The organism is Pseudolabrys sp. FHR47 (assembly GCF_005153485.1).
In the GTDB taxonomy this organism is placed as follows: domain Bacteria; phylum Pseudomonadota; class Alphaproteobacteria; order Rhizobiales; family Xanthobacteraceae; genus Pseudolabrys.
Genome location: NZ_CP039740.1, coordinates 4186656 through 4209154, shown reverse-complemented (window position 1 = coordinate 4209154; position 22499 = coordinate 4186656). Strand labels below are relative to the sequence as shown.

Annotated in this window: 20 protein-coding genes; 10 read left to right on the top strand and 10 right to left on the bottom strand. The window is 63.7% G+C overall.

The annotated features are described in order from the left end of the window. Positions 1-59: 59 nt before the first annotated feature. Both E8Q40_RS20450 and E8Q40_RS20445 read left to right on the top strand, forming a co-directional pair. Positions 60-581, top strand: a complete 522-nt coding sequence (locus E8Q40_RS20450) for a CAP domain-containing protein (RefSeq protein ID WP_137046255.1) — start codon at positions 60-62, stop codon at positions 579-581. Positions 582-668: 87 nt separating this feature from the next. Next, on the top strand, positions 669-2285 hold the full coding sequence (locus E8Q40_RS20445; RefSeq protein WP_137046254.1) for an acyl-CoA synthetase: 1617 nt from the start codon (positions 669-671) through the stop codon (positions 2283-2285). Here the strand turns inward: E8Q40_RS20445 and E8Q40_RS20440 are convergent, their stop codons facing one another. The 6 genes from E8Q40_RS20440 to E8Q40_RS20415 form a co-directional block, all read right to left on the bottom strand. Continuing rightward, the gene (locus E8Q40_RS20440; RefSeq protein WP_168197924.1) at positions 2286-3668 is read right to left on the bottom strand and encodes a lipopolysaccharide biosynthesis protein; all 1383 of its coding nucleotides are present in this window, start codon (positions 3666-3668) and stop codon (positions 2286-2288) included. Positions 3669-3732: 64 nt separating this feature from the next. Further along, a complete protein-coding gene (locus tag E8Q40_RS20435; RefSeq protein ID WP_137046252.1) occupies positions 3733-4608 on the bottom strand; it encodes a dihydrodipicolinate synthase family protein in 876 nt (291 codons plus the stop codon). A gap of 8 nt (positions 4609-4616) precedes the next feature. After that, the gene (locus E8Q40_RS20430) at positions 4617-5174 is read right to left on the bottom strand and encodes a DUF924 family protein (RefSeq protein ID WP_137046251.1); all 558 of its coding nucleotides are present in this window, start codon (positions 5172-5174) and stop codon (positions 4617-4619) included. 68 nt (positions 5175-5242) lie between these two features. Next, positions 5243-6916 carry a long-chain-fatty-acid--CoA ligase gene (locus E8Q40_RS20425; protein ID WP_137046250.1) on the bottom strand — a complete coding sequence of 558 codons (1674 nt, stop codon included), beginning with the start codon at positions 6914-6916 and terminating at the stop codon, positions 5243-5245. A 106-nt stretch (positions 6917-7022) separates the two neighbouring features. Beyond that, the gene (locus tag E8Q40_RS20420; RefSeq protein WP_137046249.1) at positions 7023-8174 is read right to left on the bottom strand and encodes a GTP-binding protein; all 1152 of its coding nucleotides are present in this window, start codon (positions 8172-8174) and stop codon (positions 7023-7025) included. Then, on the bottom strand, positions 8171-9415 hold the full coding sequence (locus tag E8Q40_RS20415; protein ID WP_246662940.1) for a D-alanyl-D-alanine carboxypeptidase family protein: 1245 nt from the start codon (positions 9413-9415) through the stop codon (positions 8171-8173). The genes E8Q40_RS20420 and E8Q40_RS20415 overlap by 4 nt, the downstream gene beginning before the upstream one ends. A 248-nt stretch (positions 9416-9663) precedes the next feature. On the opposite strand from E8Q40_RS20415, the gene E8Q40_RS20410 reads away from it, so the two are divergent. Both E8Q40_RS20410 and E8Q40_RS20405 read left to right on the top strand, forming a co-directional pair. Then, entirely contained in the window at positions 9664-10830 is a 1167-nt protein-coding gene (locus E8Q40_RS20410; RefSeq protein ID WP_137046248.1) for an acetyl-CoA acetyltransferase, read from the top strand. A 214-nt stretch (positions 10831-11044) separates the two neighbouring features. Then, positions 11045-11956: a LysR substrate-binding domain-containing protein gene (locus E8Q40_RS20405; RefSeq protein ID WP_137046247.1), complete on the top strand. Its 912-nt coding sequence runs from the start codon at positions 11045-11047 to the stop codon at positions 11954-11956. Positions 11957-11963: 7 nt separating this feature from the next. Here the strand turns inward: E8Q40_RS20405 and E8Q40_RS20400 are convergent, their stop codons facing one another. From E8Q40_RS20400 to E8Q40_RS20385, 4 genes are all read right to left on the bottom strand, one after another. Continuing rightward, a complete protein-coding gene (locus E8Q40_RS20400) occupies positions 11964-12737 on the bottom strand; it encodes an ABC transporter permease (RefSeq protein WP_370455212.1) in 774 nt (257 codons plus the stop codon). 2 nt (positions 12738-12739) lie between these two features. Continuing rightward, positions 12740-13519, bottom strand: a complete 780-nt coding sequence (locus tag E8Q40_RS20395) for an ABC transporter ATP-binding protein (RefSeq protein WP_137046245.1) — start codon at positions 13517-13519, stop codon at positions 12740-12742. A 13-nt stretch (positions 13520-13532) separates the two neighbouring features. Next, complete coding sequence (locus tag E8Q40_RS20390; RefSeq protein WP_137046860.1) at positions 13533-14531, bottom strand: ABC transporter substrate-binding protein; 999 nt, start codon at positions 14529-14531, stop codon at positions 13533-13535. A 220-nt stretch (positions 14532-14751) separates the two neighbouring features. Then, positions 14752-15216 (bottom strand): Lrp/AsnC ligand binding domain-containing protein, encoded by a 465-nt coding sequence (locus tag E8Q40_RS20385; protein ID WP_137046244.1) that lies wholly within the window; start codon positions 15214-15216, stop codon positions 14752-14754. A 77-nt stretch (positions 15217-15293) separates the two neighbouring features. On the opposite strand from E8Q40_RS20385, the gene putA reads away from it, so the two are divergent. From putA to E8Q40_RS20355, 6 genes are all read left to right on the top strand, one after another. Further along, positions 15294-18410 carry a bifunctional proline dehydrogenase/L-glutamate gamma-semialdehyde dehydrogenase PutA gene (gene putA, locus E8Q40_RS20380; protein ID WP_246662939.1) on the top strand — a complete coding sequence of 1039 codons (3117 nt, stop codon included), beginning with the start codon at positions 15294-15296 and terminating at the stop codon, positions 18408-18410. Positions 18411-18548: 138 nt separating this feature from the next. Beyond that, on the top strand, positions 18549-19049 hold the full coding sequence (locus tag E8Q40_RS20375; RefSeq protein ID WP_205995614.1) for a hypothetical protein: 501 nt from the start codon (positions 18549-18551) through the stop codon (positions 19047-19049). 85 nt (positions 19050-19134) lie between these two features. After that, positions 19135-19527, top strand: coding sequence for a phosphoribosyl-ATP diphosphatase (hisE, locus tag E8Q40_RS20370; protein ID WP_137046243.1), 393 nt, complete (start codon positions 19135-19137; stop codon positions 19525-19527). 44 nt (positions 19528-19571) lie between these two features. After that, positions 19572-20189: a YqaA family protein gene (locus tag E8Q40_RS20365; RefSeq protein ID WP_137046242.1), complete on the top strand. Its 618-nt coding sequence runs from the start codon at positions 19572-19574 to the stop codon at positions 20187-20189. A 294-nt stretch (positions 20190-20483) separates the two neighbouring features. Next, complete coding sequence (locus E8Q40_RS20360) at positions 20484-20876, top strand: hypothetical protein (protein WP_137046241.1); 393 nt, start codon at positions 20484-20486, stop codon at positions 20874-20876. A 269-nt stretch (positions 20877-21145) separates the two neighbouring features. Beyond that, on the top strand, positions 21146-22498 hold the full coding sequence (locus tag E8Q40_RS20355; protein ID WP_137046240.1) for an NAD(P)H-dependent oxidoreductase: 1353 nt from the start codon (positions 21146-21148) through the stop codon (positions 22496-22498). Position 22499: the final 1 nt, after the last annotated feature.

The following is a 22499-nucleotide window of genomic DNA, read 5'->3' as shown; positions in this document are numbered from 1 at the left end:
GTTCGGCCATGGTCGGCGGCCAGTTTCCCGCCGCATCTCGTTCCGTTCCGGAGAATTCAATGTTCGCTGCCCGCCTGTGCGCGCCATTCCTCGCTCTCGTGGCGCTGTCCGGCTGTGCCGGCGACAATTATGTTCCCAAGCAGGAACCGAGCTTCTACCGCAGCCTGGCGCAGCCGGGGGCCAAGCTTGACGATGCCGCGGCCGCGTCCATGATTTCCGGCTATCGCGCCAATAACGGCCTGCCGGCGGTGACGCTCGATCCGGAATTGACGCGCCTGGCGCAGAGCCAGGCCGAAGTGATGGCTCAGCGCGACAAGCTCGATCATGCCGTCGGCAAACCATTCAACGCCCGCCTGAAAGCGGCGGGTTACGACGCCAAATCGGCGGCCGAGAATATCGGCGCCGGCTATCACACGCTGGCGGAGGCCTTTTCGGGCTGGCGTGATTCGCCATCGCACCGCGCCAATATGCTCCTCAAGGACGCGACGCGCCTCGGGATCGCGGCGGTCTATACGCCGAAGTCGAAGTACAAGGTGTACTGGGCGATGATCATCGCCCAGCCGGACGACCGGAAGAATTGAGCTTTCACCTTCACCCTCCCCCTCCAGGGAAGGGTGAAGCGCGTTCGTCTGGACGCCGCGCCTGTCCGCGACTAGCCTCCCGCCCGCATGTTGCCGGACGCTACCAATTTCGACGAACTGACCCGCCGTTTCCGCTGGCAGATTCCGCCGCAGTACAACATCGGGATCGGGTGCTGCGACCGCTGGGCCGACGAGGACCCTGACCGGCTTGCCATTCTGCATGTCCACGCCGACGGCCGCGAAGATCGCATATCCTTCGGCTGGCTGCGCGAGACCTCGAACCGGCTCGCCAATGTGCTTCGTGCCAATGGTGTGAAGCGCGGCGACCGTGTCGCGGTGTATCTGCCGCAGGCGCCCGAGGTCGCCGCCTGTCACATCGCCATCTACAAACTCGGCGCCGTGGCGCTGCCGATCGCGGTGCTGTTCGGGCCGGAGGCGCTGTCCTATCGGTTGCAAAACTCCGGCTCGAAAGCACTCATCACCAATGCCGCGGGCGTCGCGCGTCTCGACGAGATTCGCCATGAGACGCCGGGACTTGCCTGCGTGCTGTCGATCGACGGCGCGGGCGATGGCGCCGGCGATTTTCGCGCGCAACTCTCGCAGGCTTCATCATCGTTCACGCCGGAAGTGACCGCGGCGGACGATCCGGCGCTGATCATGTACACCTCGGGCACCACCGGACAGCCGAAGGGCGCGTTGCACGGCCATCGCGTCGTGCTCGGTCATCTGCCCGGCGCCGAACTGCCGTACTATCCGTTCGGGCAGAAAGGCGACCTGTTCTGGACGCCGGCCGACTGGGCCTGGGCCGGCGGCCTGCTCGACGTGCTGCTGCCGAGCCTGCATCACGGCGTGCCGGTGGTGGCGCGCAAACTCGACAAGTTCGATCCGGATGAGGCCTTCGCGCTGATGGCGAAGACCGGCGTGCGCCTCGCCTTCATTCCACCGACCGCGCTGCGCATGATGCGCGCCGTGCCGTCGCCCGCCGGGCGTTACGACCTCAAGCTGCGCGCCATGGGATCGGGCGGCGAGTCGCTCGGGCTCGAGGCGCTGGAATGGGGCCGCTCGGCTTTCGGCCTGACCATCAACGAATTCTACGGCCAGACCGAATGCAATCTGGTGCTCGGCTCCTGCGCGCAACTCGGCGCATTGAAGGTCGGCGCCATCGGCAAGGTGGTGCCGGGACACACCGTCGCGGTGGTCGGAGCGGACGGCACGGTGCTGAAAGCCGGAGAGGTTGGGCAGATCGCGGTGAAGCGACCCGATCCGGTGATGTTCATCGAGTACTGGGGCCGCGAGCAGGCGACGCGCGACAAATTCATCGGCGACTGGATGACGACCGGTGATCAGGGCGTGATGGACGAGGATGGCTATGTCACCTTCGTCGGTCGCGACGACGATGTCATCACGTCATCAGGCTTCCGCATCGGCCCCGGCGAGATTGAGGATTGCCTGATTTCGCATCCGGCGGTGGCGTTGGCCGCCGCGATCGGCAAGCCCGATCCGATCCGCACCGAGATCGTGAAAGCCTTCATTGTGCTCAAGCCAGGCATCACGCCGTCGGACGCGCTCGCCGCCGAGATCCAGACCTATGTGAAGACGCGGCTGTCCGGCCACGAATATCCGCGCGAAGTGGCGTTCATCGACGACATGCCGATGACCACGACAGGCAAGGTGATCCGGCGGATGCTGCGGGAACGCGGCTGATTACTTCTTGCCGCCCCACATCAGGACGTGCAGGCCGAGGCGGCGCCGCGCGACGATGAACAGCATGATCGACTCGAAGATCAGCGCCGCCGACGTCGACGCGCCGGCGCCTTCGATGCCGAAGCGCGGGATCAGCACAATGCACAGCGTCAGATTGACGACGAAGGCCGCCGCGTAGATCAGCGCGCAGGGCCTGCGCTCACCGAGCATGCTCAGCAGGCGCTCGGCCGGGCCGACCGCGGCACGGGCCAGGAGGCCGATGGCGAGGATGAACATCACCGGATAGGCGGCTTCATATTCGCGGCCGAACAGATAGAGCAGCGGCTTGCCGAAGGCGAGAATGCCGACGCACATCGCCAGCGACGGCCAGAAGGTCCAGCGGATGGTCTCGGCGAAGAACGACGCCAGCCGCTCCTTGTCGCCCGAGACGTGATATTCGGTGAAGCGATGCGTCACCGCGCCGGAGATGGCGAAATAGACGAAGGCGACAATCGAGAGCAGGCGCGCGCCGGCATAGTAAGTGGCGACGTCGTCCGGCGTGCCGAAATGCTGCAGCGCCAGGATGTCGACATAGGTCAGCAGCAGGTAGAAGCCCTCGACGACGAAGATCGGCAGCGCGGTGCCGAGCCAGACCTTGACTTCATATTGTTTCGGACCCGGCGCGACCTTGGTCTTGAGCCGGCGGTTCAGCACCACGAGCTGGCCGATGGTGATGCCGTAGATCGTGATGATGGAGATGTAGAGCGCGGTGTGCGCATCGGTCGGCAGGCCGATGAGCCAGGCAATCGCCATCAGCACGATCACCAGCGAGGTCCGAATGATATAGAACGGCCAATAAGCGAGCCCCGGCCAGTTGTAAGCCGAGGCGATGCCGGAAGCGACCTGCACCAGGCCGTAAACCGGGATCATGACGCAGGCGAGATAAAGCGGAATGATGAGATAGTGATCGAGCCAGGGCCCGAGCAGCCAGACGCCGAGCGCGCCGATGGCGGCGATGGCGGTGGCGATGGCGAAGGACAGCCAGCAGCTGCCGGTGAGGAAGCCGCGGAGTTTTTCGAACGCCCTATGTTCGGTGTATTCGGGAATGAAACGCTTGGCCGCCGACGACAGGCCCATGTCGGACAGCGCGCCGATCATCAGCACCCAGGTCCAGACATAGATGAAGATGCCGAATTCGTGCGTGCCCATCCAGCGCGCCAGCAGCACCTGGCTGAGCAGCATCAAGAGCGCATTGGCGACGCGGACGAGGAAGACCTTGCCGGCCATGAGCTGCGCCAGCCGGGAATCGCTTTTGTCGGCAAGCATGGCGCGCAGGCGGGCGATAACGCCGCCCGGCGGCGGCAGCGCGGCGGCTTCGGAACCTGGGGAGGACGGCGGGGCCATCCTCAGGCGATAGCAAGGGATCGTTAAGAATCGGTTGGAAGATGCGGGAGGTGCGGAGGCTGCTTTAAGGCAGAGCCGCCAGAATACCTTCCACCACCTTGCGGTCTTCCGGCGACAGCGGCGTCTGCGGCGGTACCGGGTCGCCGACGTCATAGCCCTGGAACTGCAGGCCGGCCTTGATGCAGGCAGCCAGATTGAAGCGGGCGAAAGCCTCGTTGATGCGCCACAATTCGCGCTGCAGCGCCATGGCCTCGCCCCACTTTTTCGCCCTGCACAGTTCGTAGAGTCGAACGCTTTGCTTCGGCACCACGCAGGCCGGGCCTGCCATCCAGCCGACGCCGCCGATCATCATCACCGCCGCAGGGATGTGAGCTGACGCCGAGAACACGTCGATTTCCGGCGCGCGGTTCATGATCGACAGCAGCCGCCCGGTATTGGTCGAGGCATCCTTGATGGCGACGATACGCGGATGCTGCGCCAGCCGCGCGATGACGTCGAGGGTGAGATCGCTGCGCTGGAAATTCGGATTGGTATAGATGACGACCGGAATATCGACGGCGTTGGCGATGGCGCGGAAATAGCTTTCGATCTGCGCGTCCTTCAGCGGAAAGTAAGCCTCGCAGATGGCGAGAATGCCGTCGGCCCCACACGCCTGATAGCGCCGCGCCTGATCGACCGCGTCGGCCGTGGCGGTCGAGGCGACGCCGGCGATCACCGGCACGCGCTTGGCGGCCGCCTCGATGGTCGTTTTCACCACCGTCTCGCGCTGCTCGCGCGACAAATAGGCGAACTCACCGGTCGAGCCGAGCGGCGTCAGGCCGTGGACACCCGCCGCGATGAGATCGTCGCACAGTTTCGCCAGCACGCCGGTCTTGATGATGCCCTCGGCATCAATGGGCGAGACGAGGTAGGGAAAGACGCCGTGGAAGTTGGAGGACATGAAATTGCCTACCCCTTGAAACTCGCCTCGTCATCGAGAAACGCCTGCTCCTCCGGGGTCGTCGCGCGCCCAAGCACCGCGTTGCGATGCGGGAAGCGGCCGAAGCGGCGGATGATGTTGGCGTGAATCTCCGCCCATTTCAGGAGGTCCGCGTCGCCCGTCGCCTTGAACAGGGCCACCGAACGCTCCTGGTCCTTCAGGCTCTCGGAGTGCTCGAATGGCAGATAGAAGAACGAGCGCATGTCGCGCGGCATCTCGGCGTCGAAACCGCGCACGAGCGCACCGGCGGCGATCGCGCGCGCCATCGGATCGGTCTCGAACATGCGCGCCTGGCCGCGGAACATATTGCGCGGAAACTGGTCGAGCAGGATCAGCAGCGCCAGCGCGCCTTCGGCGTGACTTTCCCATGACGACAGTTTGCCGTCGGCGGCGGCTTCATAGGTCGGCAGGAAGCGTTCGCGAATGCGGGTGTCGAACGCCTCGTCCTTCTTGAACCAGGCGTCCGGGCCGGCCTCACGCCAGAACGAAACGATATCGGCGGCGGTAGCGAGTTGCGACGCACTCATGATGTCCTGCGCATGATCTTGGTCGAAGGGACAGCGCGTCCCGTCGCGTCCGCCTTCGGGATAATGCGCTATTCCCCGTCCCGCAAGGCGCGGCGCAGGATCTTGCCGACATTGGTCTTCGGTAGATCTGGGCGGAATTCAATGTATCTCGGAATCTTGTAAGCCGCGAGCTTGTCGCGCAGGTGGGCTCGGATTTCGTCTTCGGTAAGGTCCGGCGATTTCTTGACCACGAACAATTTCACCACCTCACCGGAGTTGGCGTCCGGCACACCGATGGCGGCGCATTCGGCGACGTTACCCTGCAACATGGTCTGATCTTCGACTTCATTGGGGAAGACCTTGAAGCCGGAGACGGAGATCATGTCCTTCTTGCGGTCAACGATGCGGAACATGCCTGTTTGGTCCATGATGCCGATATCGCCGGTGCGGAAGAAGCCATCGGCGGTCATCACCTTGGCGGTCTCGTCCGGTCTGTTCCAGTAGCCAACCATGACCTGTGGGCCGCGCGCACAAATCTCACCGGCTTCGCCGACCGGCAGTTCCTTGTCGTCGTGATCGAGAATCTTGAGATCGGTGGATGGGAACGGATAACCGATGCCGCCGGTCCACTCTGTAATGTCGCAACGATTGGCCGTAAGGCCGGGTGACGTCTCCGACAGGCCATAGGCCTCGATGATCGGCTTGCCGGTCTCCTTGAGCCAGCGATCGGCCACCTGCTTCTGTACCGCCATGCCGCCGCCCACGGCGGCTTTGAGATGCTTCCAGTCCACTTTGTGAAAGTCCGGGTGGTTCAGCATGGCATTGAAAAGAGTATTCACGGCAGGGAAGAAGTGGATTTGATATTTAGACAATTCTTTCAGCAGGCCCGGAATGTCGCGCGGATTGGGAATGAGCAGGCAAAGGCCGCCAAGCCGTACGCACATGAGCGCGCAGGCCGTCAGTGCGAAGATATGATAAAGCGGCAGAGCGCCGACCATGAAGAGCTGCCCCACCTGCGGCTCGGCCTGCAAAGCCGGTTGCAGCCAGGCATTCGCCTGCATCGTGTTGGCAACGACGTTCCGATGCGACAATGTTGCGCCCTTGGAGACGCCCGTGGTGCCGCCGGTATATTGCAGGAAGGCGATGTCGTCGGGGCCGAGCTGGGCCTGCTTGAAGGGTAGCCGCGCGCCCATGGACAGCACTTCCTTGAAGGAATGCGCATCCGGAAGATCGTGGATGGGCACCATCTTCTTCACGTGCCTGACCACCATATTGACGATGGCGCCCTTGATGAGCCCGAGCATGTCGCCCATGCGGGCAATCACGACATGCTTCACCTTCGTGTTCGGCAAGGCGTGCTGCAGCACGGCGGCGAAGTTCTCGAGAACGACAATGACCTCGGCGCCCGAATCGTTGAGCTGAAACTCGAGTTCGCGTGCCTTGTAGAGTGGGTTGACATTGACCACGGTCATGCCGGCGCGCAGCGTGCCGAACATTGCCACCGGACTTTGCAGGATGTTCGGCAGCATGATGGCGACGCGCGACCCCTTCGGCAGGCCGAGGGTTTGTAGCCACGCAGCGAAGGCGCGCGACGCCTCTTCGATTTCGCCAAAGGTCTTGGTCGCGCCCATGCAAGCGAAGGCGCCCTTGTCGCGATGAGTCTTGAAGCTCTCGTCAAAAATGTCGAGCAGCGACGGATATTGCCCGGGGTCGATCTCGGCTGGCACCCCCGGCGGATAATTGCGCAGCCAGATCCGTTCCATGATGCGTCCCCTAGGCTGCCGCCATTATGGCAGGCGGCTTGCCGCAGCATCAATCGAGTCGAGTGAGGGTGCAAGGGGGCGCAACAGCGCAGATATCCCCGGGCCGTCAGCGGCCGCCGAATGGCACTAGAGGATTGTCGGTCAGGGCGGTCCGGTCGGCTTGATCGGCCTTCGGTATACCGATGAAAGCGTCGAACAGGTCGCTAACTGTGCGCTGCGGCAAATCGCGGGTGATGAAGACCAGCCGTGTCGTGTGGTCGTCATCCGGCCAGCGCGGCAGCCGCGCGGGCGGGTGCAGCACATGCTGTACGCCATGGACGACCAGCGGCATTTCCGGATGTTCCGCCACCTTCACGATGCCTTTGAGACGCAGAATCTGGGCGCCGTGGGTTGCGAGCAAAAGCTCGAAGAACATGTCCAGCGTTCCCGCCGGGATCGTCCTGTCGGTTCGCAGCACGAAAGAGCCGATGTGTTCGTCGTGCCGGTTGATGTCGTGATGGTGATGGCCGTGATGGTGGTCGTGACCATGCACGTGGCTGGCCTCGTAGGCCTCCGCCGCCAGCCACTTGCCGACATCGGGGATTTTCCGTGACGGATCGTAAAGGCCGCAATTAAGGAGCTTGTCGGCGGTGGCCTCGCCCTGGGCGGCATCGAGGATCGCGGCTGCCGGGTTGAGCGCTTTTAGGCGATCGATCAACGCCTGCGTTCCGGTCGGCGTGGCGATATCGGTTTTCGACAGGACGATGCGGTCGGCGACCGCCGCCTGCTTCACGGCCTCGGCATGCTCGTTGAGCGTCCGGTCGCCGTTGACGGCGTCGACCACGGTAATGACACCGTCGAGCCGAAAGCGCTTGACCAGATAGGGATGCACCATCGCGGTGTGCAGCACCGGCGCCGGATCGGCGAGGCCGGTGGTCTCGAGCAGAACCCGCGAGAATTTGGCGCGGCCGTTGTCGAGGTCGCGCAACAGCTTTTCGAGCGCGTCGACCAGATCGCCGCGCATGGTGCAGCACAGGCAGCCCGATTGCAGCAGCACGGTGTTGTCGTCGATGTAATCGACCAGCAGGTGATCGAGACCGACCTCGCCGAATTCATTGATGATGACGGCGGTATTGGCGAGCGCCGGATCCTTCAGGAGCCGGTTGAGCAAGGTGGTCTTGCCGGCGCCGAGAAAGCCGGTCAGCAGTGATAGCGGAATCGGCTCGGGCGGCGTGCGTCGTGCGCTTGCCGCCGTCGGGGCTTGGTCAGTATTGCTCATTGAGTGGCCGATGACACTTTCGGCTTGGCCTGCTTCTTGGCCGAGCTGTTGGTGCTCTTGGGCTTGTCGCCCGCCGTGCCTTCACCATTCGGCTTGGCGGCAACCTTCTTTTTCTTTTTCGCCGGAGTGCCGGTTGCGACCACCGGATCGGGATGATTGGCCGGGCCAGTGAAGACGACGACCGGCGGCACGGTTTCCACCGGCGGGCCGAGCACGTATTTGCCGGCGGATGGCTTCAGATTCGACAGCATGAAGGCCGGACCGCCGCCTGGGACGGCCGAGGTGTCGGCGTTGACGGCTTCTTCTTCCTGATTGTCTTCCGACGGCGGCTTGCGCCGATGGCCGCCGCACATCTCTTCGCGCAGGTTGGGCGGCGCGGCGTCGATCGGCGCCAGTTTGTCGACAGTGCCGAGTTGCGGCGTCAGCCATGACAGTCCGCTGCTATCGAAGCCGCGCTCGAGAAGCTGCGCCGCTTTCTGCGCGCGTGTCGCGCCGGAATAGGAGCCAAGCACCACTACGATCAGACGGCGGCCATTACGCGTGGCCGATGCCACGAGGTTGTAGCCGGAGGCGCAGATGAAGCCGGTCTTCATGCCGTCGGCGCCCGGGTAGCGATCGAGCAGGTTGTTGTAGTTGCGCATGACGCGGTTGCCGTAGCGGATGGCATGCACATGCAGGTAGGCGTCGTCCTGCGGAAACTCCATGATCAGCGCGCGCCCGAGAATCGCGAGGTCGCGCGCCGACGACACGTGGTTCTCGGCGGGCAGGCCGTTCGGATTGATGAAATGCGATTGCGTCATGCCGAGGCGGCGCGCATTGGCGTTCATCATGTCGGCGAAGCCCTCGAGCGAGCCGCCGACGCCTTCGGCAATGGTGACGGCGACATCGTTGGCCGATTTCACCATCAGCATCTTGAGAGCATTGTCGACCGTGACGGTCGTGCCGACCTTGAACCCCATCTTGGTGGGCTGCTGCGCCACGGCGTTCTTCGAGACCGTCAGTAACGTGTCGTAACTGAGCTTCCGATCCTTGATGGCCTTCAGCGTCGTATAGAGCGTCATCAGTTTGGTGACGGAGGCCGGATACCACGGGTAGGTCGCATTCTCGGCATGCAGGACCTTACCGGTCGAGGCTTCGATTAGCAGGAACGCTTCGGCCTGTGCGCGGCCCGGCGACGCGGCGGCGAATACGCTCGCGGCGAGCACCGAAAGAACGAGGCGGCGGAGGCTTGGAAACGGCAAGGCTGCAATCCGGTCGGGCAAGGTTGGCCGATAATGGAACCCGAAAGAATCGCGGGTTCCGCGAACTGTGTTTCTAGGCTATCTAAGCTGGCGGCGCGAGGCAAAGCCGTCCGGGCGAGCTCTTGAGCTTATGGTCAATCACGAAACGGCTTTCCTTCGCCGGTTAATGCGACCAAAGTTCGGCAGCAGCCGGCGGCGGCGGCCCAAGGCGAGCATCCAAGTCGGGTAATGTATTCCGGGAGATAGCAATGACTGCGGCAATCGTCGGCTGGGCCCATAGTCCCTTCGGCAAGCTGACGGGTGAGACCGTCGAGAGCCTGATCGTTAAGGTCGCGACCGAGGCGTTGGCCGATGCCGGTATCGCGCCCGGCGACGTGGACGAGATCGTGCTGGGGCACTTCAATGCGGGCTTCTCCGCCCAAGACTTTACCGCCTCGCTGGTGCTGCAGGCGTCCCCCGATTTGCGCTTCAAGCGTGCGCTGCGTGTCGAGAATGCCTGCGCCACCGGGTCCGCGGCGGTCCATCAGGGCATCAAGGCGATCGAGGCCAAGGCGGCGCGTGTCGTTCTCGCGGTTGGCGTCGAGCAGATGACGACCACGCCGCCGGCCGAGATCGGCAGGAACCTCCTGAAGGCGTCTTATGTGCGCGATGAAGCCGACATCGAAGGCGGCTTTGCCGGTGTGTTCGGCAAGATCGCCGGGCTTTATTTCCAGAAATATGGTGACCAGTCCGACGCGCTCGCTTTGATCGCCGCCAAGAACCACAAGAACGGTGTCGGCAACCCTTATGCGCAGATGCGCAAGGATCTCGGCTACGACTTCTGCCGCAATGAAAGCGACAAGAACCCGTTCGTCGCCGGCCCGCTGAAGCGCACCGATTGCTCGCTGGTATCGGACGGTGCCGCCGCGGTGGTGCTCACGGATATCGAGACAGCGCTCAGGATGAAGAAGGCGGTGGCCTTCCGCGCCGCCGAGCATGTGCAGGACTTCCTGCCGCTCGCCAAACGCGACATCCTCAAATTCGAGGGTTGCGCGCTCGGCTGGCAGCGCGCGCTAGCCAAGTCGGGCTTGACGCTCGACGATCTGTCTTTCGTCGAAACCCATGATTGCTTCACGATCGCGGAACTCATCGAATACGAAGCGATGGGTCTTACTCCGGAGGGCGAAGGTTCCCGCGCCGTGAAGGAAGGCTGGACGCAGAAAGACGGCAAATTGCCGGTCAATCCGTCGGGCGGCCTCAAGGCCAAGGGGCATCCGATCGGTGCCACCGGCGTTTCAATGCATGCGCTTACCGCCATGCAGTTGACGGGAACCGCCGGCGACATACAGGTCCGCGATGCCGAGATTGGCGGTATCTTCAATATGGGCGGTGCCGCTGTCGCCAATTACGTGAGCATTTTAGAACGTATTAAATAACGATCGTGGGTCGTTGAACTTATGATCTTCTGACAAGCTGAGCCGGAGCGTGGGCCCGGTGCATGACTACCATTGTGCATCGCCGTGGCGATGCAACCTGAAGGGCGTCACAACTCATTATGAGTGAGAAATTGATCCATCTACCGGGCGTGTTAGATTTGTTTCGGACCTGGACGGTTCGATTGTGACGCGGTCGCTAAGGGGGGACGGCACCATGACGAACATTCCGACCGATTTGCTGCGTACGTTCGTGGCGGTGGTCGATAATCGAAGTTTTACCAAGGCGGCCAATTCGTTGGGCGTGACCCAGCCGGCCGTCAGCGCTCAGATCAAGCGTCTGCAGTCGATGCTCGGCGACGAGATATTCGACCGGACGGTGCCGGGCGTCAGCCTGACGCCGCATGGTGAGGTCGTGATCAACTATGCACGGCGGTTATTGTCGATCAATGACCAGATCGTTCATCTCGGCGGCAGTCGCCGGCCGGAGCTTGTCATCCGCATTGGCACGTCGAGCGACTTCACCGTGACGCTGTTGCCGGACATTCTGGCCAGCTTTCGCGCCCGTTACCCGGCCGTGCGCTTCAACGTCAGCGCCGGGTACAGCGAGCCGCTGATGCGGCAGCTCCGGGACGGCGAGATCGATGTGTTCGTCGGCTTGTCGAATGGCGAGCCGCGCGACGCTCATCAGGTCTGGCCGGCGCCATTGGTCTGGGTACGCGGTGCCGACGTGCGGCTGGAGCCGGGCGAGACGGTGCCGCTGGTGTCCTATGGCGAGCCGAGCGTCTATCACCGCGCGGCCGTCAGCGCCTTGCGGGCAGCGGGGCTCGAGTGGGAAGAGGTTTACACCGGGCCGATCATGGCGAGCCTGTCCGGCGCCGTTGCCGCCGGGCTCGGCGTCATGCCGATAACCCGTCGTCGTGCCGTCGATGGCGGCATGATCATCGGCGACGACCTCCCATTGCCGGCGCTCAATCATGCTTATGGCGGTATCTATGTCCGCGAGGGCGGGCCGCGCGAAATCTATGAGCAACTGGCCGACGAAATTGCCGCCACGATGAGCAGACGCATGCCGGCCACGCCTTTGGGTGTGGCCGGGCTTTTCGATGGAAAAAACACCGCGGCTTGAGGCGGGCTCAGTTCTGACTGAAGCCCGAGCGTTGCGCCCAGCCAGTCATGCGCTTTTCCAGGAGCGCCATCACCGCGTACATGGCGATGCCTTCGATCGCCAGCACGACGAGGCCGGCGAAGATCAGCGGCACCTGGAACTGCGCTTGCGCCTGCAGCATCAAATTGCCGATGCCATAGTTCGACGCGACGCTTTCCGAGATCACCGAGCCGACGAAGGCGAGTGTGATCGCGACTTTCAGCGAGCCGAAGAAGTAAGGCAGCGTGCGCGGGATGCCGACCTTGCGCATGATGTCGAGCTTGGAGGCCCCTAACGCCTTCAGTACGTCCTCCAGTTCCGGCTCGATGGTGGCAAGACCGGTCGCCACATTGACCACGATCGGGAAGAACGAGATCAGGAACGCGGTGAGCACCGCCGGGATGAAGCCGATGCCGAACCACAATACGAGGATCGGCACCAGTGCCACCTTGGGAATGGCGTTGAAGCCGATCATCAGCGGGTAAAGCCCGGCATAGATGGCGCGCGACCAGCCGACCAGCAGGCCGAGCAACAGGCCGAAGCCTACGGCGAGACCGAATCCGATCATGGTCGTCTGCAACGTGATCCACGAATTGCGCGCGATCGGGCCCGAGAACTCGACGAACGCCATTGCGATCAGGCTCGGCGGCGGCAGGAAGAAGGTCGGGATTTTGAAGATTCGCACTGCCGCTTCCCAGACGGCGAACAGCGCGATGGTGAACAGCCAGGGCGAGGCCTTGATGAGGAGGTTGGTGCGGTTCATCGTCATTGCCGCGCCTTGACGATGTGCGCCCGCAATTCGTGGACGATGTCTTGAAACTCCGGCGTGAAGGTCACCTCAAGATCGCGGGGCCGCGGCAGGTCGATCTTGCGCTCCTCGATGACGCGGCCGGGCCGCGACGACATGACGAAAACACGGTCGGCGAGAAACACCGCTTCGCGCAGGTCATGCGTCACCAGGATGACCGTGATCTTGCGCGAGGCATGCAGGTCGCGGATGACGCACCACAGTTCCTCACGGGTGAAGGCATCGAGCGCGCCGAAAGGCTCATCGAGCATGAGAAGCTTCGGCTCGTGGATCAGGGCGCGGCACAACGATGCGCGCTGCTGCATGCCGCCGGACAGCTCCCAGGGAAACTTCTCGCCCTGGTCGCGCAGGCCGACCGATGCCAGGAGATTTTTGGCGCGTGCCGCGAATTCGACCTTGCGCCGGCGCATTTCGCTGCGATGCGGCTCGACGATCTCGAGCGGCAGCAGCAGGTTTTCCAGCGTCGAGCGCCACGGCAGCAAGGTCGGCGCCTGGAATGCCATGCCGGCGATCTTCACCGGCTTGGTGACGCGGTCGCCCGCGACGGTCACCGTTCCGCTTTGCGGAAACTGGAGACCGGTCGCGAGCTTCATCAGTGTGGACTTGCCGCAGCCCGAAGGGCCGACGACGGCGGCGAACTCGCCTTCGCCAACCTCGATCGAGAGGTTTTCGACGGCGAGCGCCGTGCCCGCGCCATAGGCGTGGTTCACATCGCGGAGCGAGACGAAAGCGGACATGGCCGCTATCCCGTCAGAATTTGCGCTCCGCCTCCGGTGGCAGGTACGAGGCGTCGAAGATGTCCGCCATCGTCGGTTTCGTGCCCTTCCACTTGTAGGTCAGGCCGATCTGATCGACCGCCTTGGCAAAGCGCGCCGCGTCGACGCCGCCATAGCCGTTGGCCTTGGTCTCGGCGGTGACGATATTGTCCTTGAGCGCCATGTTGAGGCGTTCGAGTTCGGTCGGCTTCTTGGCGACGTCGTTGCGCTTGAGAACCGAGTCGACCGCGGTCGACGGATCCTTGACAGTGTCCTTCAGGCCTTTGACGAAAGCCTTGAGGAAGCCCTTCACCGCGTTCGGATGTTCGGCAGCGAACTTCGGATTGACGATAATGGCGTTGCCGTAAAGGTTGACGCCGTAGTCGGCCATCAGCAGCACCGTGATATCGTCGACGGCGACGCCGCGGTCCTTGAGGTTGATGAAGGACGAGAACGAGAAGCCGGTAATGGCGTCGACTTGACCTGCCGCGAGCATCGGTTCGCGCACCGGGAAGCCGACGTTTTCAATCGTCACTTTCGAGGCGTCGATGCCGTTGGCCTCGACGAAGATCGGCCACTGCGCATAGGCGCCGTCCGGCGCGGGGGCGCCGAGCTTCTTGCCTTCGAGATCCTTCGGCTTCGACACGCCACGGCTCTTGCGGCCGACGACGGCGAAGGGCGGCTTGTTGTAGACCATGAACACGGCCTTGATCGGCGTGCCCGGATTGGCGTCGCGGAACTTGATCAGCGAATTGATGTCGCCGAAGCCCATATCGTACGTGCCGGACGCGACGCGGTTGATCGGCTCCAGCGAGCCGGCGGCGCTGTCGACGGTTACGTTGAGGCCTTCGGCCTTGTAGTAACCCTTGTCGAGCGGCACCAGGAACGGCGCGGACGGACCTTCGAATTTGAAGTCCAGGCTGAACTTGATGATGGTTTCCTGCGCGGCGGCCGGTATCGATCCGGCGCCAGCCGTTACCGCGGCGGCGAGCATCAGGCCGCCCGCGAGTTTTGCCAGCTTGAGGGTTTTTGCCGGCCGGCCGGCAGCGAAAGCGCGCATGGAAAAGCATCCTCTTTGGTGACGGCCCGCGCACCCGGCGATGCGTTCACGGCCAATTTTCTAGGCACTGCCTAGCAAAGAGCATGCCGTGGCAAAGAGCAAGGCACCGTCAGGGCGTTTTGTCGCCTGCGACGAAGTTACACCCGGCTCGCACTCAGATCGGCAGGGCGGCCGAGTTCTTGATCTCTTCCATGACGGCGTAAGTGTGGGTCTCGCGCACGCCCGGTAATGCTAACAGCACGTCACCGAGGAAGCGGCGGTAGGCATTCATGTCGGCGACCCGGGTCTTGACCAGGTAGTCGAACCCGCCGGCGACCATGTGGCATTCGAGGACTTCCGGCGCGCGGGCCACCGCCTGGGCGAAGCGGTCGAAAACATCCGGCGTCGTGCGGTCGAGCTTGACCTCGATGAACACGAGAAGGCCGCGGTCGAGCTTTTCCGGATTGAGCCTGGCCGCATAGCCGAGGATGTAGCCGTCACGGGTCAGCCGGCGCAGCCGCTCGGTCGTCGCGGTTGGCGACAGCCCCAGCTTCTCCGCCAGCGCCACGACCGCGATACGGCCGTCGCGCTGCAGTTCGGCGAGCAGGCGCCGGTCAGTCTTGTCGATTTCTGAAGTCACTATTTTTGTCTCGTAATTAGTGAATAGAACTAAATTATAGCCAAAAAAGCAGATAGTATCACTACATAAGGTAGCATATGGATCGGAAAAATCAGGTCCTCACCATGCCCGCCCAGACATCTCCCGCCATTTCTCCGTTTCGCGCCGACTTTGCCCCGCCGGATGAAGCCATCGCTGCCCGGCTGCTGGCGGCGGCAGGCCGAGATGATGCGGCCGAAGCGCGGATCGACTCACGGGCGGCCCGCCTGATCGAGGCGATCCGTTCAAGGGTTGGTGGACTCGGCGGGGTCGAGGACTTCCTCCATGCCTATGCGCTGTCGACCAAGGAGGGGCTGGCGCTCATGGTGCTGGCCGAAGCGCTGTTGCGCATTCCGGACGGCGCCACTGCCGACCGCCTGATCGAGGACAAGCTTAAAGGCGGCGACTGGAATCATGGCGACCGTCGTTCCGGAACGCTTTTGGTATCGGCGTCCGCCTGGGCGCTGGCGACCACGGCGCGGGTGATTGCGCCGGGCGAAACGCCGGAAGGCATCGTCGACACTTTGGTGAAGCGGCTCGGTCTGCCGGCGGTGCGCACCGCCACCCGGCAGGCGATGAAGCTGCTCGGCTCGCATTTTGTGCTCGGCCAGACCATCGAGGCTGCGCTCGATCGCGCCGGCGACGCCCGGCAGTTTCTTTATTCCTTCGACATGCTGGGCGAGGGCGCGCGCACTGCCGAGGACGCCGCGCGCTATTTCGCTTCATATGCCAAGGCGATCGACGCCATCGGCCAATCCGCCGGCAACGACGCCCTGCCGCGGCGGCCGGGTATATCGGTGAAGCTGTCGGCGCTGCATCCGCGCTACGAGGCGCTGTCGCGCGAACGGGTGATGGCGGAACTGCCGCCGCGTCTGCTCGATCTCGCGCGCCGGGCCAAAGGCTACGATCTCAACTTCACCGTCGATGCCGAGGAAGCCGACCGCCTTGAACTGTCACTCGACGTGATCGAGGCGACGTTGCGCGATCCATCGCTCGCGGGATGGGACGGCTTCGGTCTGGCCATCCAGGCCTATCAGAAGCGCGCGCCGCAGGTGATCGACTGGATCGCCGCACTGGCGCAGACGCTCGACCGCCGGCTGATGGTGCGACTGGTCAAGGGTGCCTATTGGGACACCGAGATCAAGCGCGCGCAGGAGCGTGGCCTTGCCGACTATCCGGTGTTCACGCGCAAGGCGATGACCGATCTGAGCTACGGCGAATGCGCGCGCAAGCTGCTCGGCCTGCGGCCGCGCATTTATCCGCAGTTCGCCACGCACAATGCATTGACCATCGCCAGCGTGCTGGAAGATGCCGGCGACAGTTCAGGCTTCGAATTCCAGCGCCTGCACGGCATGGGCGATGCGCTCTACGGCGCACTGCTCGCCGAGGATCCGCGGCTTGCCTGCCGGACCTATGCGCCGGTCGGGGGCTATGCCGATCTGCTGGCCTATCTGGTGCGGCGTTTGCTCGAGAATGGTGCCAATTCGTCGTTCGTGTCGGTCGCCGCCGATCCCGACGTGCCGGTCTCCGATATTCTCAAGCGGCCGCAAGCCTGGATCGCCGATCCGGCGCACGCCCGGCATTCGCATATTCCTTTGCCGCGCAATCTGTTCGCGCCGGAGCGCAAGAATTCGTCCGGGGTCGAATTCGGCCACGCTGCATCGCTCGCCTCGCTGCGGGCCGAGATCGCCAAGGCGCCGGCTGTGGCCGAGGCCGCACCGCTGATCGATGGCGTTGCCGTAAAGGGCAAGAGCCGCGATGTGACGTCGCCGATCGACGGCGCCGTCATCGGGCAGGTCACGGAATGCGACGAAGCGATCGTCACGGCCATGATGGCGGCGGCGAGAGCCGGCTTTCCTTCGTGGAGCGCGGTCAGCGTTGAAGGCCGTGCCGCGGCGCTGGAACGCGCCGCCGACTTGATCGAGGACAATCGCGGCCGCCTGATCGCCCTGTTGCAAAGCGAAGGCGGCAAGACCATCGACGATTGCATGTCGGAAGTGCGCGAGGCCGCCGACTTCTGTCGTTATTACGCCGCGCGGGCCTTGCGCGATTTCGCACCGCAGACCTTGCCGGGGCCGACGGGCGAGAGCAACCAGCTTCGCCATGGCGGCCGCGGCGTCTTCGTCTGTATCAGTCCGTGGAATTTTCCGCTCGCCATTTTCACCGGGCAGGTTGCCGCCGCGCTCGTCGCCGGCAACAGCGTGGTCGCCAAGCCCGCCGAGCAGACGCCGCTGATCGCCTGCGAGACCGTGAAGCTGCTTCACCAGGCCGGCGTGCCGGCGACGGCGCTGCATCTGGCGCCGGGCGACGGCAAGGTCGGTGCGTGGCTCACGGCTCATGCGGCGGTCGCGGGTGTGGCCTTCACCGGTTCGACCGAAGTCGCCCGGCTGATCAACCGCGCGCTCGCCGCCAAGGACGGACCGATTGTGCCGCTGATCGCCGAAACCGGCGGCATCAACGCCATGATCGTGGATGCCACCGCGCTGCCCGAGCAGGTGACCGACGACGTAGTGACGTCGGCTTTCCGTTCCGCCGGTCAGCGTTGTTCGGCGCTGCGGCTGCTGTGCGTGCAGGATGACGTCGCCGACAAGATTTTGGAGATGATCGAGGGCGCGGCGCGGGAGTTGAAGATGGGGGATCCGCGCGACCTCGCCACCCATGTCGGGCCGGTGATCGATGCCGAAGCCAAAGGCAAGCTCGACCGCTGGGTCGGCGACATGACGTCACGCGGAGCCGTGCGCTTCCGGGGCGAAGCCGGACCGGCGGCAGGCACCTTCGTCGCGCCGGCCATTGTCGAACTCGGCCGCGCCGGTGACCTGAAGGAAGAAGTTTTCGGGCCGGTGCTGCATGTCGTGCGCTGGCGTGCCGGCGAGCTCGATGCCCTGCTCGCCGAGATCGCCGGCAATGGCTACGGCCTGACGCTTGGCGTTCACTCGCGCATCGACGCGACGATTGCGCGGGTCGTAGGGAAACTTCCCAATGGCAACGTTTATATCAACCGCAACATGATCGGCGCAGTCGTCGGCTCGCAGCCTTTTGGCGGTAACGGCCTGTCCGGCACCGGGCCGAAGGCCGGCGGGCCGAACTATCTTGCCCGATTTGCGTTGGAACAGGTCGTGACGGTGAATACCGCCGCGTCCGGCGGTAATGCGACGCTCTTGGCGGTGGACGAATAAGCAAGAGATTTCCGTGGTTTGTCGGCAGACGAGGTTGCGTCTGCGCTTCTTTATTCACGCATCCGTGTGCCGCACAGGTTTGCGCGTCCTCGTGCGTTGAATGATCAAGGACGCAAAGGAACGCAGGGAGCAGGAAACATGCGCGTCAGATCTTCGATCGCCGTGACTTTGGCCGCGGTCATGGCGGTGAGTTCGTTCGGCATCAACGCGGCTTCTGCCGCGCCGGCCGCGCCGCTGCCGGCGGTTCATCAAAGCGCTGCCAATGACGCCCAGCTGATCGAGGTCGCTTCGAGGAAGAAGCGCCATCGCGGCAATAACGCTGCCGCCGCAGCGGCTTTTGCGGGGATTGCCGGTGCCATGATCGGCCTCGCCATCCAGGAGTCGCAGCGCGACCGCTACTATCGGCGCGGCGGCTACTATTACAGCGACGGCCCATACTACGGCGGTCGCACCTACTATGGCGGGCGGACCTACCAACGCAGTGGCCGAAACTATTATCGCGCGGCGCCGCAGCCCCGGACCTACTATCGCGACGGCATCGTCAGCGATCATCCGAACCCGCAGCTTCGGACGCCGGGCCCGCAGAATTACGGCCCAGGTCCGCATCCGCCGATCCAGAACTGGGGCCTCGACCGTTAACGACGGTAATAAACAAAGCGGGCGGCCGACCTGGCCGCCCGCTTTTCATTAACGTGGTCTTTTGACGGATCGGCTAAGGTGCGCCATGGCCGATTCGATTTCACGCCTACACAACGCCGTTCTGGCTGCCCGGACCGCAGATCCGGCGAAATCGCGCACGGCCAAGCTGCTCAAATCCGGTCGGGCCAAAATGGCCAAAAAACTGGCCGAGGAAGCCGTGGAGGTCGTCATCGACGCCCTCGACGGCCAGCCCGAGGCGGTGGTCCGCGAAAGCGCGGATTTGCTCTACAATCTGGTCGTTCTGTGGGTCCATGCCGGCGTCACCCCGGACCAGGTTTGGGATGAAATGCGCCGCCGTGAGCGGCTTCTTGGCATTGCCGAAAAATTGCCAAAGGATCTGGTCAAGCCGCCGGTCAGGCATAAATCAGGTCCCGAGGTGGTGCCCCTTCGGCCCCGACGGGTCTCGAAACGGCGCTAGGCGCGTCGTCTCCCCGTCACAATTCCCTTTCATGAGTGTCGCGTATGACCCCTATCGAGGCCGCCGCCCCTCCGCGCAACTGGCTCCGTCGTCTCTACGACCGGTGCATCGACGCTGCCCACAAGCCGCATGCCACCTGGACCATGGGCGCGATCGCCTTTGCGGAAAGCTCCTTTTTCCCGATCCCGCCCGACGTCATGCTGGTGCCGATGTCGCTGGCGCACCCCAAGCGCGCCTACTTATTCGCCGCCTGGTGCACGGTCGCTTCGGTGCTGGGCGGAATCGTCGGCTACGCCATCGGCGCTCTGCTCTATGACTCGGTCGGTGGCTGGCTAATCCAGCTTTATGGCTACGGCGACAAGGTTGAGACTTTTCGCCACGCCTATGCCGAATGGGGCGCCTGGATCATCCTGCTCAAGGGCCTGACTCCGATCCCCTACAAGGTAGTGACCATCACTTCCGGCTTCGCCGCCTACAACTTCTTCCTGTTCATAATCTTCTCGATCATCGCGCGCGCCATGCGCTTCTTCGTGATCGCCTTCCTGCTGCACCGCTATGGCGACCAAGCGCGGATCATCATCGAGAAGCGGCTCGGGCTATGGACCGGGCTGAGCGCCGCGGTGGTCCTCATCGGCCTCATTGGCGCGGTATACTTGTTCTGAACGAATCGGCGATCTCAATTTCGCCATCGGCATGGGTTAGGTATTATTTATTGCGCGTGCGGCCGCGTTGGGTGGTCCGAATTCAGGCGCAACGAAATGATGTGGGGCGCACGATTTTTTGCGGAAGGGCGCGCGGCGAAAGCTGCGCCTTTTGGCGTGCTGGCTGTCTGCTTGCTGGCATTTCCCGCGATTGCGCCGGCCCAGGAGCAACGGCAGTTTCAGGGCCAGGAACCGCGTCAGCATCAGACGCAGGCTCCGCGGGATCGAACTCCAGGGGCCGATGAGCCCGGCCTCTTGGAGAGCATTGGGCGCTGGCTCGATCGCCAGACCGACAATATTGGCTCCTCCTTCAAGGATGCAGGAAAGGGCGTCGAGAATTTCGGCCGCGAGGCTGGCGTCGCCGCGAAAACCACAGTCGAGGGCGCCAAGGATGCCGCCGGTGCGGTTGCGCGCATTCCGACCGCGCGCGTCGTCACCGGCCACGAGAAATGCCGTACCGCGCCGAACGGCGCGCCGGATTGCGTCGCCGCCGCCACCGCGATGTGCAAGGCGCGCGGCTTCGAAAGCGGCAAGAGCGCCGACATGACCACCGCCGAAGTCTGCCCGGCGCAAGTCTATCTCTCGGGCCGCAGCACCGGCGCTGAATGCCGCTCCGAGACCTTCGTCTCCCGCGCGCTCTGCCAATAGACTTCTTCTTTCCCTCTCCTCTTGCGGGAGAGGGCGCCTGAGCCATAAGCGCGTTTACGCGCGTCTTCGACGCGCTATGGCGAAGGCGGGTGAGGGGTGGGATGTGACGTGCGCTCCGACCCCTCACCCGGCTCGCGCTTCGCAAATGCTCAGCGCGATCCACCCTCTCCCGCAAGGGGAGAGGGAAGTAAGAAAGCGCATAGCTTGTCTCAAGCGCGCCGCCGTGTTTCCGTTCTCCCAATATAAAAAACATCAGGGAGCGGACACCCGTGAATCTTCACGCCAAACTTCTCGAGCGCGCGGCGGCCGGCAGACCGGTGACCGTCGGCGTCATCGGCGCCGGCAAGTTCGGCACCATGTATCTGTCGCAGGCCCGGCTCACCGACGGCACTCATATCGTCGGCGTCGCCGATCTCGATGTTGCGCGTGCCAGATCGCAGCTCAAAACAGCGGGGTGGCCGGAGGCGCTTTACGCCGCGACGTCGCTCGATGACGCCTATGCCAGGCGCGCGACCCTCATCACCGCGGACGCCGAAACCCTCATTACCGATCCGCGTATCGAGGTCATCGTCGAGGCGACCGGCGTGCCGGGCGCGGGCATTGCGCATTGCCTCAAGGCAATCGAGCACGGCAAGCATGTCGTCATGGTCAATGTCGAAGCCGACGCCGTCGCCGGTCCGCTGCTGGCACGCAAGGCCAAGGCCGCCGGCGTCGTCTATTCGCTGGCCTGGGGCGACCAGCCGGCGCTGATCTGCGAGCAGGTTGATTGGGCCCGTGCCGCCGGCTTCAAGGTGATCGCGGCCGGCAAAGGTACGCGCTATGAGCCGCATTATCACCAATCCAACCCCGACAATGTCTGGGACATTCTCGATCGCTATCTGAACATTATCGACCGCAAGTCGATCAATCCGAAGATGTTCAACTCCTTTGTCGATGGCACCAAGTCCGGCATCGAGATGACGGCGGTGTGCAACGCCACCGGATTGCGTCCGCAATCGGATGGTTTGCATTTTCCGCCCGCGACGCGGTTCGAACTTGCCGACATCTGCAAGCCGAAATCGGACGGCGGCACGCTGGAAGGCGAGGGTGTCACCGAGGTGACGTCGTCGGTCTATCGCGACGGCACCGACGTGCCGCATCATCTGGCGCTCGGCACCTATGTCGTGTTCGAGGGCGAGACCGATTATGCACGGCGTTGCTTCAAGGAGTACGCCATGCTGCCGGACAAATCCGGCAAGTATGCTGCGCTTTATCGGCCGATCCACATGATCGGCCTTGAGCTCGGCATATCGGTGGCGTCATGCGCGCTGCGGCATGAGCCGACCGGCGCGCCCAACGCGTTCCGTTCCGATGTGGTGGCGACGGCAAAGAAGAATCTGAAGGCCGGCGAGATGCTCGATGGTGAGGGCGGTTTCTGCGTCTGGGGCAAGCAGACGCCGGCCGACCTGTCGCTCGACCGCGGTCTGCTGCCGCTCGGCCTGGCACACAACGTCAAGCTCAAGCATGACATTGCCGAAGGCGGGGCGGTGCGCTGGGCTGATGTCGATTACGATGCAACTGACATCGCGGTGAAGGTGCGCCGCGAGATGGAAGCCGCCTTCGGCCGACAGAACGTGTCTTGAA